Source organism: Pseudomonas sp. PDM02 (assembly GCF_014852285.1).
Classification (GTDB): Bacteria; Pseudomonadota; Gammaproteobacteria; order Pseudomonadales; family Pseudomonadaceae; genus Aquipseudomonas; species Aquipseudomonas migulae.
This window is the reverse complement of the sequence record NZ_JACVBL010000013.1, coordinates 106830-125123: the sequence shown is the minus strand read 5'-3', so window position 1 is coordinate 125123 and position 18294 is coordinate 106830. Positions and strand designations below refer to the sequence as shown.

Here is an 18294-nt window from a genome sequence, read left to right as displayed (position 1 = left end):
CCTGTGTTGTCTGACACACCGCTATCGCGAGCAGGCTCGCTCCCACAGGTTCAGCGGTGTTCTGAAGACTTGTGATTTTCCGCCGGGGACGACCCCGGCGCCCAACGAAAAACTGCGGGACGGCCCGCATCCCCTCCAGGGGTTATGCCATGTTCGAAAAAGTCCTGATTGCCAACCGTGGCGCCATTGCCTGCCGCGTCCTGCGCACCTTGCGTGAACTGCACGTCAAAGGCGTCGCCGTTTATTCCGAAGCCGATGCCGCGAGCCTGCACATCCTGCATGCCGATGAAGCCCACAGCCTCGGTGAAGGCGCCGCCGCCGGCACCTATCTGGCGGTCGATAAAATCCTCGCCATCGCCAAAGCCACTGGCGCCACGGCGATCCATCCTGGCTACGGTTTCCTCTCGGAAAACGCCGCGTTCGCCGAAGCCTGCGCATCTGCCGATATCGCGTTCATCGGCCCGACGCCAGAACAGCTGCGCGTGTTCGGCCTCAAACACACCGCGCGCGCCCTGGCCAAGCAACACGGCGTGCCGATGCTCGAAGGCACCGAGCTGCTCGACAGCCTCGACGCGGCATTGATCGCCGGCGATCAGGTCGGCTACCCGGTGATGCTCAAAAGCACTGCCGGTGGTGGTGGCATCGGCATGCGCGTGTGTCGCAGTGCTGGCGAGTTGAGCGAATCCTTCGAAGCCGTAAAACGCCTCGGCCAAAACAATTTCAGCGATGCCGGCGTGTTCATCGAGAAGTACATCCAACGCGCCCGACACCTGGAAGTTCAAGTGTTCGGCGACGGTCGCGGTGAAGTGATCGCCCTCGGCGTGCGCGACTGTTCGGTACAACGCCGCAACCAGAAAGTCCTTGAAGAGACCCCGGCGCCGAACCTGCCCGACGGCATGGCCGATGAGCTGTGCGCGGCGGCGATCAAACTGGCAAAAGCGGTGAACTACCGCAGCGCCGGCACCGTGGAATTTGTGTTCGACAGCGCAGACCAGCGCTTCTACTTTCTGGAAGTGAACACCCGTTTGCAGGTGGAACACGGCGTCACCGAACAGGTGTGGGGCGTGGATCTGGTGCGCTGGATGGTGGAACTGGCGGCGGGTGATTTGCCGCCGTTGAGCGTGTTGAGCCAAGGTTTGAAAGCCGAGGGGCATGCGATTCAGGCGCGGCTTTATGCGGAAGATCCGGGTCGTGATTTTCAGCCGAGCCCAGGTTTACTGACCGCTGTAAATTTCCCTGTCGCCGACGGCAAACAGCTGCGGATCGACACCTGGGTCGAGGCCGGTTGCGAGATACCGCCGTACTTCGACCCGATGATCGCCAAGGTCATTTGCTGGGCGCCGACCCGCGAAGAAGCGCGTGCGGATTTGCATCAAGCACTGAGCGACAGCCAGCTCTACGGTGTGGAAACCAACCGCGATTACCTGCGGCAGATTTTGCTCGATGCGCCGTTCACCAGCGGCCAACCGTGGACCCGTTGCCTCGAAGGCCTGGTGTATCAGGCCAACACTTTTGAAGTGCTCAGCGCCGGTACGCAGACCAGCGTTCAAGACTATCCGGGGCGACTCGGTTATTGGGCCGTGGGCGTGCCGCCGTCAGGGCCGATGGACAGTCGCGCATTGCGATTGGGCAACCTTTTGCTGGGTAACGAAGAAGGCGCCGCCGCGCTGGAAATCACCATGAGCGGGCCGTTGCTGCGTTTCAATTGCGACGCGGTGGTGGCGGTCACCGGAGCAGTGATTCCGCTGACGTTGAACGGCGAAACCGTGGCGATGAACACGGCGCTGCTGGTTCCGGCAGGCACTACGTTGAGTCTCGGCACGATTGCCGGCGCAGGCGCCCGCAGCTATCTGTGTGTGCGCGGCGGGCTGCAGGTGCCCGACTATCTGGGCAGCAAAAGCACCTTCACCCTCGGACAGTTTGGCGGCCATGGTGGTCGCGCATTACGGGCCGGCGATGTGTTGCATGTGCCGGCGTTGACCGATCACAGCGTCGGCGAGCAACTGCCTGCAATCGCTGAGCTGCCTGCCGTGCGGCAGATCCGGGTGATCTACGGCCCGCATGGCGCACCGGAATATTTCACCGCAAACTACATCGGCACGTTTTTCAAGACTCAGTGGGAAGTGCATTTCAACTCCAGCCGCACCGGCGTGCGCCTGATTGGGCCGAAGCCGGAATGGGTGCGTGCTGACGGCGGTGAGGCGGGGTTGCACCCGTCGAATATCCACGACAATCCGTATGCGATTGGCGCCGTGGATTTCACTGGGGACATGCCGGTGATTCTAGGGCCGGACGGCCCGAGCCTCGGCGGGTTTGTGTGCCCGGTGACGGTGATCGAGGCGGATCTTTGGCAACTCGGCCAGCTCAAGGCCGGGGACAAAGTGCAGTTCCAGCCAGTCGATATCAAAACCGCCCGCACCCTCGCCTTGAAATGGAATCCCCCTTGTAGGAGCCGGCTTGCTGGCGATGGGGCCCTAACAGACACCGCGTCAACTTCATCGCCAGCAAGCCGGCTCCTACAGGGGGTTGTATCGCCTGTGGTTTTGGATTTGGGTCAGGACGATACGCGGTTGGTTGCGCGACTGTCGGGGGATACGCACCTGTTACTTGAGATCGGCGCACCAGAACTGGACCTGGTCCTGCGCTTCCGCGCCCACGCCCTCATGCAAGCCCTGGAAAGCAAACACCTGCACGGCGTGATCGACCTCACACCCGGCATCCGTTCGCTGCAAGTGCACTACCAACCCGAGCAACTGCCCCTGGCCGATCTGCTCGGTATCGTCGCCGGTGAATGGGACGCGGTGTGCGCCGCCAAAGACCTGCAAGTGCCCTCGCGCATCGTCCATCTGCCGCTGTCCTGGGACGATCCGGCCTGCCAATTGGCGATCGAGAAATACATGACCACCGTGCGCAAGGACGCACCGTGGTGCCCGAGCAATCTGGAGTTCATCCGCCGCATCAACGACCTGCCGAACCTCGACGAAGTACAGCGCACAGTGTTCGACGCCAGCTATCTGGTGATGGGGCTGGGCGACGTCTACCTCGGCGCGCCGGTCGCCACCCCGCTCGACCCGCGCCATCGTCTGGTGACCACCAAATACAACCCGGCCCGCACCTGGACTGCGGAAAACTCGGTGGGTATCGGCGGCGCGTACATGTGCGTGTACGGCATGGAAGGCCCCGGCGGTTATCAGTTCGTCGGTCGCACGTTGCAGATGTGGAACCGCTACCGCGAAGTCGCCGCGTTCGATGGCAAACCGTGGTTGCTGCGCTTCTTCGACCAGATCCGTTTCTACCCGGTGAGCGCCGATGAACTGCTGCGCATCCGTCGGGATTTCCCCCTCGGGCGCTTCGATTTGAACATCGAACACAGCCAGTTGAACCTCGCGGATTACCAGGCGTTCCTGACCAAAGAGTCCTCGAGCATTGCAGCTTTTCGGGATCAACAGAAAGGCGCGTTCAACGCCGAGCGCGAGCGCTGGATCGCCAGCGGCCAGGCGCATTTCGACAGTGAGGAAGCGGCCCCGGAAACGACCGAAGACGCACCGTTGGCCAGTGGCGAAATGAGCGTCGACAGCCACATCGCCGGCAACCTCTGGCAGGTCCAGGTGGAGACCGGCAGCCGCGTCGCCGCCGGCGATGTGCTGGTGATTCTGGAGTCGATGAAGATGGAAATCCCGCTGCTCGCACCGATGGCCGGCGTGGTACGCGAAATCCGCGTGCAACCGGGTTCGGCCGTGCGCGCCGGACAGCGCGTCGTGGTGCTGGAACTCGACTGAACCCATTTTGCAAAGGACTCACTTCATGACCATCAATCTGCAACTCGACGCCCTGCGCAGCGCCTACCGCGACGCCAGCATCACACCGCGACAGCTGCTGCTGAACCTGCGCGATAAAGCCGCCGCCCTGAACCCGGACTATCACCTGTTCATTCATTTGCTCAGCATTGAAGAACTGGAGCCGTACCTCGCCGCGCTCGACGGCCGCGATATCGACAGCCTGCCGCTGTACGGCGTGCCGTTCGCGATCAAGGACAACATCGATCTGGCGGGCATTCCGACCACGGCAGCGTGCCCGGCATTTGCCTATGTGCCGCAGCAGTCGGCGACCATCGTCGAGCAATTGCTGGCGCTGGGCGCGATTCCGCTGGGCAAGACCAACCTCGACCAGTTCGCCACCGGCCTCAACGGTAGCCGCTCGCCGTATGGCGCATGCCCGAACAGCGTGTTGCCGGAGTATCCGTCGGGCGGTTCCAGCGCCGGTTCTTCGCTGGCGGTAGCGCTGGGCGTGGCGAGTTTTTCGTTGGGCACGGACACGGCGGGCTCGGGGCGAGTGCCGGCAGGGTTGAACAATCTGGTGGGGATGAAAGCCACCAAAGGGTTGATCTCCACGGCGGGCGTGGTGCCGGCGTGTCGTACGCTCGATTGCGTCACGACCTTTACCGCGACGGCTCGGGAAGCCAGTCAGTTGCTGGCGCTCACCGCGCATCTCGATCCACGGGACGAATACAGTCGCCGTAATCCGCTGTGGAATGACGGCTCGGCATTCGGCACACCGCGCCCCTTCCGCTTCGGCGTACCGCGTGCGCAAGACCTGGAATTCTTCGGTTGCCCTGAAGGTCCGCTGTTGTTCGGCGATGCCATCGACCGGCTCAAGGCGTTGGGCGGTGAAGCCGTGGAACTGGATTTGTCGCCTTTCCTTGAAGCGGCGCGCCTGCTGTATGAAGGCCCGTGGGTGGCGGAGCGCTACAGCGTCGCCGGCGAGTTGATGGAGCGAAATCCTCAAGCGGTATTGCCGGTGATTCGTGCGGTGTTGGCCAAGGCGCCGGCGGTGAACGGTGTGCAAACCTTCCGCGCCCAATATCGGCTGCAAGCCTTGAAAGCACTGTGCGACAAGGCGCTGGAAGGACTCGATTGCGTGGTCACGCCGACCATCGCCCACCCCGTCACACTGGCGGAGCTTGAGGCTGAGCCGGTGCTGCGCAATTCGGAACTGGGTTACTACACCAACTTCATGAACCTGCTCGATTACGCCGCCGTCGCGGTGCCGAGCGGGTTCATGGGCAATGGTTTGCCGTGGGGCGTGACGGTGTTTGGCCGGGCATTTACCGATCAGTATTTGTTGAGTGTGGCGGATGCGTTTCAGCGTCATTCTCCTGCGCCCGCAACGGTCGCGCGTAACGATCGTGCACGGTTGGTGGTGTGCGGCGCGCATCTCGATGGGCTGGCACTGAACTGGCAGTTGAAGCGGCGCGGTGCGACGTTGGTCGAGACAACGTTCAGTTCGCCGGACTATCAACTGTATGCATTGGCCGGTGGCCCGCCGTTTCGTCCGGGGATGGTGCGGGTGAAGGATGGCGGCGTAGCGATTGCGGTGGAGGTCTGGGAGTTGCCGAGCTGTGAGTTGGGGTCGTTTTTGACCGGGATTCCGGCGCCGCTGGGGTTGGGCAAGGTGCAACTGGCGGATGGGCGTTGGGAGAGTGGGTTTATCTGTGAGGCGTATGGGCTGGAGGGGGCGGTGAATATCAGTCATTTGGGGGGATGGCGTGCGTACCTGACAGATTCGAGGTGATCTTTCGATTCGCGGGCAAGTCGGAACGCCGCCCGCTCGCTCCTACGGGGGGATTGCGTAAACCTGTAGGAGCGAGGCTTGCCCGCGAAGGCGTCAGTCCGGACGCCACCGCACCTGATCCTCGCCGATTCACCCCACAAATCCCGCAGTTATTTCCCCGCAGTGCCACTAGAATGCTCCCCAACGGGTCACTGCCAACGGAATCGCCATGCTGCTTCACTCGCCGCTGTATTCGCAACGTTCGCTGGTCCTCACGCTGATCGCGCTGCTGGGCGCAGGTTTTCTCGCCACGTCATTTCTCAGCTACTACGCCTCGCGCGCCTCGATCCGCGACAACATCGTCAACACCGAGCTGCCGCTGACTTCGGACACGGTCTACTCGGAAATCCAGAAAGATCTTGTCAGACCGATCCTGATTTCCTCGATGATGTCCCGCGACACCTTCATGCGTGATTGGGTGGTCAACGGCGAACACGACCCCGACCAGATGACCCGCTACCTCAACGAGGTCATGACCCACTACGGCGCCTACACCGCATTTTTCGTCTCCAACGGCACGCTCACCTACTACCACGCCAAAGGCGTGCTCAAGCAGGTCAAGGTCACTGAGCCGCGCGATGCCTGGTATTTTCGCGTGCGTGACATGGCTGCCCCTTACGAGATCAACGTCGACCCGGACCTGGCCAACAAGGACAACCTGACGTTCTTCATCAACTACAAGGTCTACGACTACAACAACCGTTTCATCGGCGCGGCAGGCGTTGGTCTGACCGTCGATGCGGTGATCAAGCTGATCGACAAGTATCAACAGCGCTATCAACGCAGCGTGTATTTCGTCGACAGCTTCGGCCGATTGGTGCTTACCGGTGCCGAGGGTGGCCCACAGGGCGCGCATATCGGCCAGAAACTCAACGACCTGGAAAGCATGAAAGGCCTGGTCAACCAGCTGCCCAAGCCCCACAGCGGCAGCTACGAATATTCCGTCCAGGGCCAGGGCCATTTCCTCAACGTGCGCTTCATTCCGGAACTGAACTGGTACCTGTTCGTCGACAAACGCGAAGACGGCGCCCTCAGCGAAATCCGCCAGTCGCTGTACCTCAACCTGCTGATCTGCCTGCTCGTGACCCTGACTGTGCTGGTCCTGCTCAATCGGGTGATCAAGCGTTATCAGGGCAAGATCCAGGCGCAGGCGACCCTCGACAGCCTAACCGAACTGCCGAACCGTCGCGGCTTCGATCTGCTGGCCGCACAAGCTATGCACGAAGCCCAACGCGAACCGAAACCGCTGACCGCCTTGCTGCTGGATCTGGACCACTTCAAGGCCTTGAACGACACCTACGGTCACCTCGCCGGCGATCAGGTGCTGATCGGCTTCGCAAGGGATCTGGAGAGTTGTCTGCGTCATTCCGACATCGTTTGCCGTTGGGGCGGCGAAGAATTCATCGTGCTGCTCAAGGACACGGACGGTGAGACCGGTCTGATGATTGCCGAGAAAATTCGTCAGCATGTCGAAGAACAGCTTTATGCCTACAACGGTCACACCTTGCAGCTGACGGTCAGCATTGGCTTGACCACGCTGCAACCGGATGACACCTTGCACACCCTGCTCTCCCGCGCCGATCATGCGATGTATCGGGCCAAGCAATCCGGCCGTAACCGTACCTGCGCGGAAATGCCTCACACCAGTTATGCATAGTCCTACATGAACAAGCCTGAATTCTGCCCGGCCTGCGGCGCCTCCAACGACTGCACCCTGGCCGACCCGCGAACCGCCGATCGGGCCTGCTGGTGCTACGGCGTCAGCATCGACCCGGCGGTGCTCGAAGCACTGCCGCCCGAACTGCGCGACAAATCCTGCCTGTGCCCGCGCTGCGCCCAGGTCGAGGCGCAGTTGTAAGCATCCTTGTGGCCGATCACGTAAGATGCGCGGCCCGTTTCCTGCCGATCTCACTTCATGCGCGTTGACCGTTTCCTCAGCAACCTGCCCCGCTTCAACCGTAAGCAGGTTCGCCTGTTGCTGGTGGAAAAGCGCGTGCGGGTCGACGGAAAAATCGTCAGCGACCCTCACACCGAGGTGCTGGAGTTCAGCCGTGTCGAAGTCGATCAAGAAGTGCTGCAACTCGGCAAACCCGCCCGCTACTTCATGCTGCACAAGCCCCCCGGTTGCGTCAGCGCCACCCGCGACCCGGAACACCCGACGGTGCTCGATCTGTTCGACGAACCGGACAAGGAAGACCTGCACATCGCCGGCCGCCTGGACTTCAACACCACCGGCCTGATGCTGATCACCAACGACGGCAGCTGGTCGCGACGCCTGACCCAGCCGCAGACCAAATTGCCCAAGGTCTACTACGTCGAGACCGAGCAGGACATCGGCCCGGAATATGCTTTGAAATTCAGCGAAGGCCTGTACTTCGCCTTCGAAGACCTCACCACGCTGCCGGCCGAGCTGGCGCTGCTCGGGCCGAAGTCAGCGCGGCTGAGCATCGTCGAAGGTCGTTATCACCAGGTGAAGCGGATGTTCGGCCACTTCGACAACAAAGTGCTGCGCCTGCACCGCGAACGCATGGGGCCGCTGGTGCTCGACAGCACGTTGAAACCGGGCGAATACCGCCCTTTGAGCGATGAAGAGATCGGATTGATCTAAGCAGCCTACCGCTCAGCAGAAGTTGTCGAACAATTTACGAATGGCACTTGCGCGATGCCAACTCCCCTGCTTGAATCAGGTCGTCAGCCGAAATGTGACTGACGAGTCACAACATACGTCTAAGAAACTTTTTGTCGGTTAGAGAACCTCAAGGTTCCGCCTCAGGCCGACAGACTGCCCGCCAATAACAACACCCGTCGACCGGACTGCAATGGATCGACATGGGCCTTCAAATTCCAGGCATATGCCTACCTGTCACAAAGCTCGTGCAATCTCATTTGCGCGCATACCCGCTTGCCAGGAGTCTTATGACATGAGGCCAGAAATCGCTGTGCTGGATATACAAGGTCAGTATCGGGTTTACACGGAGTTCTATCGCGCAGACGCCGCAGAGAAGACCATTATCTTGGTCAACGGCTCGATGGCCACGACTGCGTCGTTTGCACAAACCGTGAAAAACCTCCACCCGCAGTTCAATGTGGTCTGCTACGACCAGCCCTACGCGGGCAAGTCAAAAGCCCACAACCTGCATGAGAAATTGCTGACCAAGGAAGTCGAAGGGCAGATCCTCCTGGAGCTGATCGACCACTTCGCCGCCGAACACGTGCTGTCGTTTTCCTGGGGTGGCGCCGCGACCCTGGTCGCCCTCGCCCAACAACCGCGACGGATCGAAAAAGCCGTGATCAGCTCGTTCTCCCCGGAGATCAACGCGCACATGCTCGACTACCTCGAGCGCGGCGTCGACTACCTCGGCAGCCGTGACGGCGACCGGGTCGGCAACCTGGTGAACAGCACCATCGGCAAACACCTGCCGACCCTGTTCAAGCGCTTCAACTACCGTCACGTCAGCAGCCTGGCCGATCATGAATACGGGCAGATGCACTTCCACATCAGCGACCTGCTGCACAGCGACCGCCAGTGCTTCTTCAAGGCTGCGGAGAAAATCAACGTGCCGGTGCTGTTCATGAACGGCGAATGGGACGAATACACCGCCGCCGATGGCGCGGCATTGTTCGCCAACCACGTGCAACACGCCACGTTCAAGACGCTGGATGCGACGGGCCACTTTCTCGACATGGAACACAAAGCCGCCTGCCGAGACAGTCGCAATGCGTTGCTGGGTTTCCTGAAACCTGAGCAACAGGCAAGCCGACCGCGTTACCACTACGTCCAGGACCACCATGCATTGTCCATTTGAAACAGCGTCATCGCGAGCAAGCCCCGCAGCCTAATGCAGTCCTGTAGGAGCGAGGCTTGCCCGCGAACGACCGTCACCCGGTCTGATGTCTTGTTTCACCTGTGCCAAAGCCCTCACGCGCAAAGAAAAACTTCATTTTCATGCGCACATCTGGTACAAAGTCAGCCGCTCTGAGCGGGTGTCGTATAATGGCATTACTCCAGCTTCCCAAGCTGATAACGAGGGTTCGATTCCCTTCACCCGCTCCAATCGAATTTTGTCTCACGTTGATTTTTTTGACGGGGGATGCAGAAACACAAAAAACCGGTCCAAGTGACCGGTTTTTTTGTGCCCTGAATCTGCAGTCCCGCGAACCTGCCGCAAGGCCAGGCGACCCAATGCCCCCACCCTGCCCGCACGCCATGCAGTGCTATACTTTTCATGGCTTGAACGAAGTGAGAAGCGTTGCCCACGGGTACCGATACCGACTGCAAATTCCGGCAAACGGCTGCAAGACAAAGGAGGTCTACGGCAAGCACGGGATGGGAGGTGTGGCATGAATCGACACTATTACATCAGTGACAATCTCGACGACCTTGAAGCCGTTGAAAATGAACTGGAAGCCAACGGCATCAACTCCGAACAAATCCATGTGCTCAGCGAACATGTGGCTGATGTTGAACAACATCACCTGCACGAGATCAACTCGCTGATGGAGCAGGATGTCGTTCACTCTGGCGAAATCGGTGCGGTGATCGGTTTGCCACTCGCCGCGTTGGTCCTTGGCGGCGCCTACTGGCTAGGCTGGACCGAATCCGTCGCAGGCTGGATGCCTTTTATCTTTCTCGCCGTTGTTATATTCGGCTTCTGCATCTGGGAAGGCGGTTTTTTTGGTATTCAGGTGCCAAACGCTCACTTCCGCAGTTTTAAACAGGTGGTAGAAGAGGGAAAACACATTTTCTTTGTGGACGTCGAGCCGAACCAGGAGCCGGTATTGGACGGGGTTATCGAACACCATCCACTGCTGAAGATCGCCGGTACGGGCACGGCAGCCCCTCACTGGACAGTCGCCTGGCTGCACAGGTGGCATCAGTTCAAACGAACGATATAACGGCATTGGTTGCCGATCAGTCCCCGGAGGCTCAAGGTCGTCCGGGCGTTTCCTATTGACCGAAGAAAATCACCCGGCTGAGAAACACATAGTCTGCCTCGGTGGCCATCAGTCCGACAAGCACCAGCAAACACAACGGTGGCACCAGGATGGCGTAGACCATGGCCAATCGTTCCCAGGCCATGTGCATGAAGATGGAGACGATCAAACCGGCCTTCAGCAACATGAAAGTGATGATCAGGGCCCAGCGAAGGTAGCCGTGGAAGTGAAAGTAATCGACCAGGTACGACAGGGTACTGAGGACGAATAACAGCCCCCAGATTTTCAGGTACAGGCTGATCGGATGTTGCTGACCTTGAGCATGCGCCATCATCAGTGCTCCTCTGCGGATCCTGCTCTCCCCTTCATGAACAGCGTCCCGGACTTACCATAAGTAGAAAAACGCAAAAATAAACACCCACACCAAATCCACGAAGTGCCAGTACAGCCCGGCTATCTCGACGTTTTGATAGTTTCCGGAGCGCTCATAATCTCCCCGCAATACTTTCCTCGCCACGATGCTGAGGTAGAGGGCGCCGATGGACACATGCAGGCCGTGAAAACCGGTAATCATGAAAAAGCTGGCGCCAAATTGCGCCGCTCCCATGGGGTTCCCCCAGGGACGTACCCCTTCTGCGATGAGCTTGCTCCATTCAAATGCCTGCATGCCGACGAAGGTCACGCCCAAGGCAGCGGTCGCCAACATCAGGGCGGTGGTTTTCGCGCGATCACGGCGATAGGCATAGTTCACGGCCATGGCCATGGTGCCGCTGCTGCTGATCAGCACAAACGTCATGATGGCGATCAGAATCAGCGGGATTTCTCGACCGCCGATGGTCAAGGCGAACACTTCACTGGGGTTTGGCCAGGCCGTGGTGATGGTCATGCGAACCGACATGTAGCCGGTCAAGAAACAGGTGAATATAAACGTGTCGCTGAGCAGGAATATCCACATCATCGCCTTGCCCCAAGGCACCTGCTTGAAAGCCTCCTTGTCCGAGGCCCAGTCATTGGCGATGCCTTGCCATCCTGGTGCAGACGGCGAGCCGAGGGGATTGGATGAGCTTTCGCCTGGAGCTTGTGGATGCGATGCCATGGCTGATCACCTCAAGCCGCAGAGTCTGGCGATGGCTTCATAAGTCTGTGGCGTGCTGGTCAGCAAAGCGAATAACACAATCCACAGACCCAACAAGTAATGCCAGTAGATGGCACAGAGTTCGACGCTGGCGCTGAGTTGCGGCAACGGCACGCGACTCAGGAATCTGGCGACGGTCCTGCCCCAGGCAAACAACCCGCCCAGCAGGTGGAGCCCGTGCACACCGGTCAACAGGTAGAAGAAGCTATTGGCCGGGTTGCTGGCGACAAAGTAGCCCCAGGCGACAAACTGCTGCCAGACCCAGAACTGCCCCGCCAGAAACGCAATTGCAAATACGCCTCCCACTACAAAGCCAATGACCGTTGCGTTCAGCCGAGCCTGGCGAGCGGCCATGCGCGCCCACTGCAACGCGATGCAACTCAACACCAGAAATGCCGAATTCACCCAGAGTTGCCATGGATTGGCTAACGGCGCCAAGGGCTCTGTCAGCGGTAGCCAGTCGGACATTTGTGAACGGGCGATAAAGGCCAGCAGAAAGAGAAAGAACAACGAACTCACCACGGCCAGAAACAGGCGCAGGCCTATTTTTGCGGTCTGGTTTCGATTGGCACCTTCAGCGGACTGAATCCCTTCGGGATCACGACTCCAGCTACCGTTGGGGTCCGCGCCATCGGCGTTTTTCAACAGCAGTCTGTTCATGTTTTAACGTCCGCTGCCTGGGTTCCGGCACTGAGCTGCCGCATCTGTTCCAGCTCCTCGGCGGAGACTGTTTGCGGCACGAAATCCTGTTCGATCCCCGGTACGCTGTAGTCATAGGCCCAACGATGCACGACCGGCAGCTTCGCGCCCCAGTTACCGTGTATCGGCGGAGTGTTCGGCGTTTGCCACTCCAGGCTGGCCGCGCCCCACGGGTTGCCGCCGGCGGGCTTGCCCTTGAATGTGCTCCAGGCCAGGTTGAACACAAACAGCAACTGGGAAACGCCGACGGTCAAGGCCACCACCGTAATGAAAGCATTCAACTCTTGCGCCGACTGCGGGATGAACGCGTAGTTGTCATAAGCGTAATAACGGCGCGGCATGCCCTGGAAACCCAGGTAATGCATGGGGAAGAAGATGGCGTAGGTGCCCAGGAAAGTAATCCAGAAATGCAACTTGCCCAGCGTGTCATTCAACAGGCGCCCGGTGACTTTCGGGAACCAGTGATAAATGCCGCCAAACACCACCAGCACCGGCGCGACGCCCATGACCATATGGAAATGGGCGACGACGAAATAGGTGTCCGAGAGCGGAATGTCCACGATCACATTGCCGAGAAACAACCCGGTCAGGCCACCGACCAGGAAGGTGACGATAAAGGCCAGGGCAAACAGCATCGGCACGGTCAGATGAATGTCGCCGTGCCACAGGGTCAGCACCCAGTTGTAGACTTTCAGGGCGGTCGGCACTGCGATGATCAAGGTGGTGACGGCGAAGAAAAAGCCAAAGTACGGGTTCATTCCGCTGACATACATATGGTGCGCCCAGACCACAAAGCTGAGCACGCCAATCGCGATAATGGCCCACACCATCATTCGGTAACCGAAGATATTTTTCCGCGCATGGGTGCTGATCAGGTCCGAGACCAGGCCAAACGCCGGGAGTGCAACGATGTAGACCTCCGGGTGGCCAAAGAACCAGAACAGGTGCTGGAACAAGATGGGGCTCCCCCCTTGATGATCGAGCTGCTGCCCCAGCGAGACCATCGCCGGCATAAAGAAACTGGTGCCCAACAGTTTGTCGAACAGCATCATGACCGCACTGACAAACAACGCCGGGAACGCCAGCAAGGCCATGATCGAGGCCATGAAGATTCCCCACACCGAGAGCGGCATGCGAAACAACGTCATGCCGTGGGTGCGCGCCTGCAACACCGTGGTGACGTAGTTCAACCCGCCCATGGTGGCGGCAACAATAAAAATCGCCAGAGAGACGAGCATCAGGACGATGCCCCACTCGACCCCCGGTGTCCCCTGAGTAATGGACTGTGGCGGATAGAGCGTCCAGCCCGAACCGGTGGGGCCGCCCGGGACAAAGAAACTGGAGAGCAACACCACGACTGCCAGCAAGTAAAACCAGTAGCTGAGCATGTTGACGTAGGGGAAAACCATATCGCGGGCGCCCACCATCAGCGGGATCAGGTAGTTGCCGAAGCCCCCCAGAAACAAGGCCGTCAGCAAATAAATAACCATGATCATGCCGTGCATGGTCATCGCCTGGTAATAAGCACTGGCGTCCATGAACGCCAAACTGCCGGGGAAGCCAATCTGCATGCGCATCAAGCCGGACAGCACCACGGCGATAAGACCCACGAACAGCGCCGTCAAGGAATATTGAACGGCAATGACCTTGTGGTCCTGACTCCAGATGTATTTGGTCAGGAAACTTTTCGGCTCGTGCAGTGCCTCTGTTTCGGCTTGCTCCGCATAGGCCATCACGTCATCCTCCGGCCGAAGTTTCAGTGTGTTTCTGGCGGCTTTACGGCGACTTCCCTGGCTCAGCCTTGCTCGATTCAGCGTCAGCATTCGCTTTGGATTTGATAAAAGCGATCAGGGCGTTCAGCTCCTTGTCGCTCGGCGTGAAGGGCGGCATAACGGCTGCGTAGCCCTTGACGATTTTGGCAGCGGGATTGAGAACCGACTCTTTCAAATAGTCCTCATCGACCTTGATGCTCGTACCGTCGGCAAGGGTTTCTGCCTTGCCATACAGGCCCTGCCAACCGGGGCCGATACCCTTGCTGCCATCGACACTGTGACAGGCCAGACAACCGAGCGACTGCGCCAGCCGCTGTCCCTGTGCCACCAGATCGTCACCTGAGCCCGACACGTCGCCGGTAGACGGTTCTTCGGCTGGCTGCCCGGCACCCAGCGATTTGATCAGGGCAATGAGAGCACCCAGTTCATCATCCTTGAGAGTATAGGCCACCATCACCGGCGGGTAGCCTTGCACCAGGCGGGCCTTCGGATCGAGGATCGACTCTTTGAGGTAAGCCTCATCGACCTGCACGCTGCTGCCATCGGCAAGTTGTTCGGTGCGACCGTACAAGCCCTTCCATCCCGGGCCGAGACTGGCACTGCCATCCTGGCTATGGCAGGCATGGCAGCCGTATTGCTCGACCAGTTGGCGACCTTTTTCCAGCACGCTGTCCCGACCGGGCCTGGCGGCCGTGGTCAATGTCTGCGCAAAGGTCGGTTGGCTGCCCAGCCACTGAGCGAAGGCGGCCTGGTCTACCACGATCATATTGCCGCGCATGTTGTAATGACCGACGCCGCAATACTCGGCACACAGCACTTCATACTTGCCCATGACAGTTGGCGTAAACCAGAAGTACGACACCATTCCCGGCACCATGTCCATCTTGCTGCGAATCTGCGGTATATAAAAATTGTGCAGAACATCTTTGGAGCGCAACAAGACTTTCACCGGCTGATCGACCGGAAGACGAACTTCATTACTTCTGACTATTACATCGTCCTGTCCCACAGGGTCCTTGGGATCAAGACCGAGTGGATTGACCGAATCAACAAACTTGATATCCGATTTTCCCAACTTCCCGTCCTGACCCGGAAAACGAAAAGCCCATTGCCATTGCTGGGCGACCACCTCTAGTTCATACGCATTTTTGGGCACCCGGATAAAATCGTTATAAACAACAAGACCTGGCGCCAACATCCCGGCAATCCCGATCGACGTCACGACAATCAGCCAGAATTCCAACCTTTTATTTTCTGGCTGGTAGGCGGCCCTGACGCCCTCCTTGTGACGGAAACGCATGACGGCCACCGCCATGAACACGGTGATGGCGATGAAAAATATCCCGCTGATGACCAGCGTGATGAACAGCGTGGTGTCTATTGAACCCCAGTTGGAAGCTGGCGGTGCCGCATGCCAGGGCGCTAATAAATGGAAGAGCACGGATGCAATAACGATCAGGACAAGAATAATTGCCATTGCCATTTTGCCTTCTTCCTATTCCTGTCACTCATTGGCATGCATAAGCATCCCCACAGAACAGCAGCGTCTAATCACGACTCATCCGACGCCAAAACAGGCTGACCCAATACCACCTTTCGTCGTGGCAAAGTTCGCTGGAAGTATAGTTCATGGGCGCTACAGACGCTGTTGCTACAAGGCCTGCGCATCTGGATATTCCAACCTGGGCATCAAGCTGATTACTTAAAACCTATTCGCTATATCTAACTGTCTCTATTAAGTAACACCCCTTCAGACTAATAAGGCGCGCAGAGACATCGAGTAAGCGAAACGCGGTGGCCAGCTATAATTAGTATCTGTGTTACGCAGGCAGGGATCGGCTGAAAATGCCACTGAAGACGGTCCTTGCCGGGTATAGCGGTCAGACCCATGACGGCTAAGAGCTACAACGTCCAGCCGTCCACAACGGAGATTTCGTCATGAGTGCCTTGACGATCGAAGGCTGGTGCAAATTCAACGGCGCACAAAAATCGACCCCCATAGGTGAAATCCATTTTTACGTCGATGGCCCCCTCCACCGGGGCTTGGAGGACGCTGAAGAACGCTTGCAGAAGACCCATGAAAAGGAAGCCATGGTTGACGTCGACATGGACACCCTGGAGTTGATCTTGCCAGGGGAGTACGGGCCTTTGTCCGACTGCCAGATGCGCGTCTATATCCACAACGAGCGCGGTCAGTTTCATCTGGTGGGACATCGAGCGAGTGATGGCTGCCTGATCTACAGCAACGCGGTTTTGGTTGATCAGTTGATTGATTAGCGGCTAAGGGATTTTCGGTTCTCAAATGCGCGGAAGGGGCGGACGGAAAGAGTGGCGTCTGCCCTGTTTCAAAAACCGGCTTTGATAGCCGGTTTTTTATGCTTGAAGATTGAGCTACGCAAGCGCTTCGGTTGGGCTGGCAAAACCCCGCAATATAGAAAATGCCTCAAAGGCCATCTCCACCCCCTATCCTCACGCCCTCCTAGACTCGTTTCTTACCACCTGTCCATCGATGCCCGAGAAGGCTCAGTGGTTATAGTGTTGATCATAAAAATTCAGTAGGTATAGTAACCACCTAAGCACACCACACGGAGGTGATGTGAATAGCCGATTTTTGATAAGCCAAATCGTTGCGGATGGCTGGTATCTGGTTCGAATCAGGGGTAGCCATCATCACTTCAAGCACCCGACCAAACCGGGGCTGGTGACAGTTCCTCATCCGAAAAAGGACCTGCTCAAAAAAACGGCAATCAGTATTTTGCAACAGGCGCTGCTCTGACGATCTCAATGCGCGGCGTCCCTGGAGGACAATGAACATGCTTTACCCAATTGCGATTTCAATGGGCGATGACGAACACGTTTGGGGCGTGGAGGTACCGGATATTCCGGGGTGTTTCTCTGCGGGTGAGGATCTTGATGATGCGATGGCCATGGCTCGCGAAGCCATTGAGGGCCATTTCGAAATTCTTGCCGAGGACGGTTCACCGATTCCACCCGCGAACAAAGTCACTCTGCACGCGGCCAATCCTCAGTACGCTGGTTGTACATGGGCGGTGGTGGATATCGATGTTACCAAGTACTTGGGCAAAGCCCAGAAGCTGAACATTACCCTGCCGGGCTACCTTCTCAACCGCATCGACGAATACGTACTGCATCATCCGGAAGAGAAAAGCCGCTCAGGTTTTCTGGCTTCGGCAGCTCTCAAGGTATTGCAGCAGAGCTGAAGATCTTGTTTCAAACATGCTCAACCGGCCCCAAGTGGCCGGTTTTTTTGTGGGCGGGATTTAGTGAAACGTTGATTGCGATTGCCCCTCACTGATGGCCAGAAAGTGGCCAATAGCTGAATAGGCAAGGTCCTACACGACACTGGGAATTGTCCGTAGACTTGTCCATTGCTGTGCCTTTGTCATGAGACCTATAGTCCGAACGCGCCCAAATGGCGTATCGGGTTTGGCGACTCGATAGCAAGGTACAGAAACCTCCGAGCCCGCTCGGAGCTTTTCTGAAAGCACGCGGCTATCTGTTTTTTGGTGGCTGTGCGTGGGAGACCTTCGGGTCTGCCGGTTTGTGCCTTGTCCGGTTCGCCAACCCGCGTACAGCTGCCACCCTTTGTTTGGCGACAACGAGTGGTAGGAGACATAACTTCACTTCAAGGTAACCACTCATGAATGACTACATGGCTTTAACCAGCAACGCCGACGACCTCCCCACGTTCTACGTCAACACCACCCAACCACTGCATTCCCTACTCAGCTCCGCCCGCTACAGAATCGGCGCGGTAACGCAGGTCCTGGAAAACCTCGCGATGCGCGGTGAAATCATCACCGACTCGGTGATTCTCAGCGACTTCGCACTCCTCTGCTCAATACCGCTACGCGATGGCTGCGACGTGATGGATGTCATTGCACGACGTATGGATGCTGAAAAGTAGTGCCGTGATTTGAGGGCGTCTTTCGGGGCGCTCTCCGCATTTAACCGCCCCACGTATAGTTTCCGTATAGATCCCCGCCACCCAGTAAAGAAGCCGTAGCGCCCCCTCAAACCCACCCCAAAACCACCTACCCTGCCCTCTCACCTTTCACGCAGAGATCAGCATGGACAATTCAGAGTTGGGGCTCATGATCATTTCAATGATCGGGTTATTCG

General features: G+C 58.3%; 16 protein-coding genes and 1 tRNA gene. 12 read left to right on the top strand and 5 right to left on the bottom strand.

Going from position 1 to position 18294, the window contains the following annotated elements; genetic code table 11:
• The first annotated feature begins 149 nt into the window (after window positions 1-149).
• The 8 genes from uca to IB245_RS22360 all read left to right on the top strand — a co-directional run bounded on the left by uca (window position 150) and on the right by IB245_RS22360 (window position 10506).
• The gene (gene uca / locus IB245_RS22395) at window positions 150-3779 is read left to right on the top strand and encodes an urea carboxylase (RefSeq protein WP_192228685.1); all 3630 of its coding nucleotides are present in this window, start codon (window positions 150-152) and stop codon (window positions 3777-3779) included.
• 25 nt (window positions 3780-3804) lie between these two features.
• Window positions 3805-5571 carry an allophanate hydrolase gene (atzF, locus tag IB245_RS22390; protein ID WP_192228684.1) on the top strand — a complete coding sequence of 589 codons (1767 nt, stop codon included), beginning with the start codon at window positions 3805-3807 and terminating at the stop codon, window positions 5569-5571.
• Window positions 5572-5779: 208 nt separating this feature from the next.
• On the top strand, window positions 5780-7267 hold the full coding sequence (locus IB245_RS22385; RefSeq protein ID WP_192228683.1) for a sensor domain-containing diguanylate cyclase: 1488 nt from the start codon (window positions 5780-5782) through the stop codon (window positions 7265-7267).
• A 6-nt stretch (window positions 7268-7273) separates the two neighbouring features.
• Window positions 7274-7468, top strand: a complete 195-nt coding sequence (locus IB245_RS22380; RefSeq protein ID WP_008025763.1) for a cysteine-rich CWC family protein — start codon at window positions 7274-7276, stop codon at window positions 7466-7468.
• Between the two features lie 57 nt (window positions 7469-7525).
• A complete protein-coding gene (locus IB245_RS22375) occupies window positions 7526-8218 on the top strand; it encodes a pseudouridine synthase (protein WP_008025762.1) in 693 nt (230 codons plus the stop codon).
• Between the two features lie 313 nt (window positions 8219-8531).
• On the top strand, window positions 8532-9416 hold the full coding sequence (locus IB245_RS22370; protein WP_192228682.1) for an alpha/beta fold hydrolase: 885 nt from the start codon (window positions 8532-8534) through the stop codon (window positions 9414-9416).
• A gap of 174 nt (window positions 9417-9590) precedes the next feature.
• Window positions 9591-9664: transfer RNA gene (locus tag IB245_RS22365), tRNA-Gly, on the top strand.
• A gap of 287 nt (window positions 9665-9951) precedes the next feature.
• On the top strand, window positions 9952-10506 hold the full coding sequence (locus IB245_RS22360) for a magnesium transporter (protein WP_192228681.1): 555 nt from the start codon (window positions 9952-9954) through the stop codon (window positions 10504-10506).
• Window positions 10507-10558: 52 nt separating this feature from the next.
• Here the strand turns inward: IB245_RS22360 and IB245_RS22355 are convergent, their stop codons facing one another.
• The 5 genes from IB245_RS22355 to IB245_RS22335 are packed head-to-tail and all read right to left on the bottom strand — an operon-like array spanning window position 10559 to window position 15634.
• Window positions 10559-10876 carry a cytochrome C oxidase subunit IV family protein gene (locus IB245_RS22355; RefSeq protein WP_007988247.1) on the bottom strand — a complete coding sequence of 106 codons (318 nt, stop codon included), beginning with the start codon at window positions 10874-10876 and terminating at the stop codon, window positions 10559-10561.
• Window positions 10877-10930: 54 nt separating this feature from the next.
• Window positions 10931-11641: a heme-copper oxidase subunit III family protein gene (locus IB245_RS22350; RefSeq protein ID WP_008036192.1), complete on the bottom strand. Its 711-nt coding sequence runs from the start codon at window positions 11639-11641 to the stop codon at window positions 10931-10933.
• Between the two features lie 6 nt (window positions 11642-11647).
• Window positions 11648-12340 (bottom strand): cytochrome c oxidase subunit 3, encoded by a 693-nt coding sequence (locus IB245_RS22345; RefSeq protein ID WP_192228680.1) that lies wholly within the window; start codon window positions 12338-12340, stop codon window positions 11648-11650.
• Window positions 12337-14112 carry a cytochrome c oxidase subunit I gene (gene ctaD / locus IB245_RS22340; protein ID WP_192228716.1) on the bottom strand — a complete coding sequence of 592 codons (1776 nt, stop codon included), beginning with the start codon at window positions 14110-14112 and terminating at the stop codon, window positions 12337-12339. Before ctaD ends, IB245_RS22345 begins: the two co-directional genes overlap by 4 nt.
• Before the next feature lie 43 nt (window positions 14113-14155).
• Window positions 14156-15634 (bottom strand): cytochrome c oxidase subunit II, encoded by a 1479-nt coding sequence (locus IB245_RS22335; RefSeq protein WP_192228679.1) that lies wholly within the window; start codon window positions 15632-15634, stop codon window positions 14156-14158.
• Window positions 15635-16089: 455 nt separating this feature from the next.
• Between IB245_RS22335 and IB245_RS22330 the strand changes: the two genes are divergently transcribed.
• The 4 genes from IB245_RS22330 to IB245_RS22315 all read left to right on the top strand — a co-directional run bounded on the left by IB245_RS22330 (window position 16090) and on the right by IB245_RS22315 (window position 18079).
• Window positions 16090-16428 (top strand): hypothetical protein, encoded by a 339-nt coding sequence (locus IB245_RS22330; protein ID WP_192228678.1) that lies wholly within the window; start codon window positions 16090-16092, stop codon window positions 16426-16428.
• 319 nt (window positions 16429-16747) lie between these two features.
• Window positions 16748-16927 (top strand): type II toxin-antitoxin system HicA family toxin, encoded by a 180-nt coding sequence (locus IB245_RS22325; protein WP_007984690.1) that lies wholly within the window; start codon window positions 16748-16750, stop codon window positions 16925-16927.
• Window positions 16928-16964: 37 nt separating this feature from the next.
• Window positions 16965-17372 carry a type II toxin-antitoxin system HicB family antitoxin gene (locus IB245_RS22320; protein ID WP_192228677.1) on the top strand — a complete coding sequence of 136 codons (408 nt, stop codon included), beginning with the start codon at window positions 16965-16967 and terminating at the stop codon, window positions 17370-17372.
• A 440-nt stretch (window positions 17373-17812) separates the two neighbouring features.
• Window positions 17813-18079: a short-chain dehydrogenase gene (locus IB245_RS22315; RefSeq protein WP_192228676.1), complete on the top strand. Its 267-nt coding sequence runs from the start codon at window positions 17813-17815 to the stop codon at window positions 18077-18079.
• The last annotated feature ends 215 nt before the right edge of the window (window positions 18080-18294 follow it).

Excerpts from the sequence above, each read along its gene's own strand:
- IB245_RS22350 (WP_008036192.1), bottom strand. The coding sequence starts at position 11,641 with ATGGCATCGCATCCACAAGCTCCAGGCGAAAGCTCATCCAATCCCCTC.
- IB245_RS22335 (WP_192228679.1), bottom strand. The coding sequence starts at position 15,634 with ATGGCAATGGCAATTATTCTTGTCCTGATCGTTATTGCATCCGTGCTC.
- IB245_RS22315 (WP_192228676.1), top strand. The coding sequence starts at position 17,813 with ATGAATGACTACATGGCTTTAACCAGCAACGCCGACGACCTCCCCACG.
- IB245_RS22380 (WP_008025763.1), top strand. The coding sequence starts at position 7,274 with ATGAACAAGCCTGAATTCTGCCCGGCCTGCGGCGCCTCCAACGACTGC.
- IB245_RS22370 (WP_192228682.1), top strand. The coding sequence starts at position 8,532 with ATGAGGCCAGAAATCGCTGTGCTGGATATACAAGGTCAGTATCGGGTT.
- IB245_RS22355 (WP_007988247.1), bottom strand. The coding sequence starts at position 10,876 with ATGGCGCATGCTCAAGGTCAGCAACATCCGATCAGCCTGTACCTGAAA.
- IB245_RS22375 (WP_008025762.1), top strand. The coding sequence starts at position 7,526 with ATGCGCGTTGACCGTTTCCTCAGCAACCTGCCCCGCTTCAACCGTAAG.
- IB245_RS22330 (WP_192228678.1), top strand. The coding sequence starts at position 16,090 with ATGAGTGCCTTGACGATCGAAGGCTGGTGCAAATTCAACGGCGCACAA.
- IB245_RS22320 (WP_192228677.1), top strand. The coding sequence starts at position 16,965 with ATGCTTTACCCAATTGCGATTTCAATGGGCGATGACGAACACGTTTGG.
- ctaD (WP_192228716.1), bottom strand. The coding sequence starts at position 14,112 with ATGGCCTATGCGGAGCAAGCCGAAACAGAGGCACTGCACGAGCCGAAA.
- atzF (WP_192228684.1), top strand. The coding sequence starts at position 3,805 with ATGACCATCAATCTGCAACTCGACGCCCTGCGCAGCGCCTACCGCGAC.
- uca (WP_192228685.1), top strand. The coding sequence starts at position 150 with ATGTTCGAAAAAGTCCTGATTGCCAACCGTGGCGCCATTGCCTGCCGC.
- IB245_RS22360 (WP_192228681.1), top strand. The coding sequence starts at position 9,952 with ATGAATCGACACTATTACATCAGTGACAATCTCGACGACCTTGAAGCC.
- IB245_RS22385 (WP_192228683.1), top strand. The coding sequence starts at position 5,780 with ATGCTGCTTCACTCGCCGCTGTATTCGCAACGTTCGCTGGTCCTCACG.
- IB245_RS22345 (WP_192228680.1), bottom strand. The coding sequence starts at position 12,340 with ATGAACAGACTGCTGTTGAAAAACGCCGATGGCGCGGACCCCAACGGT.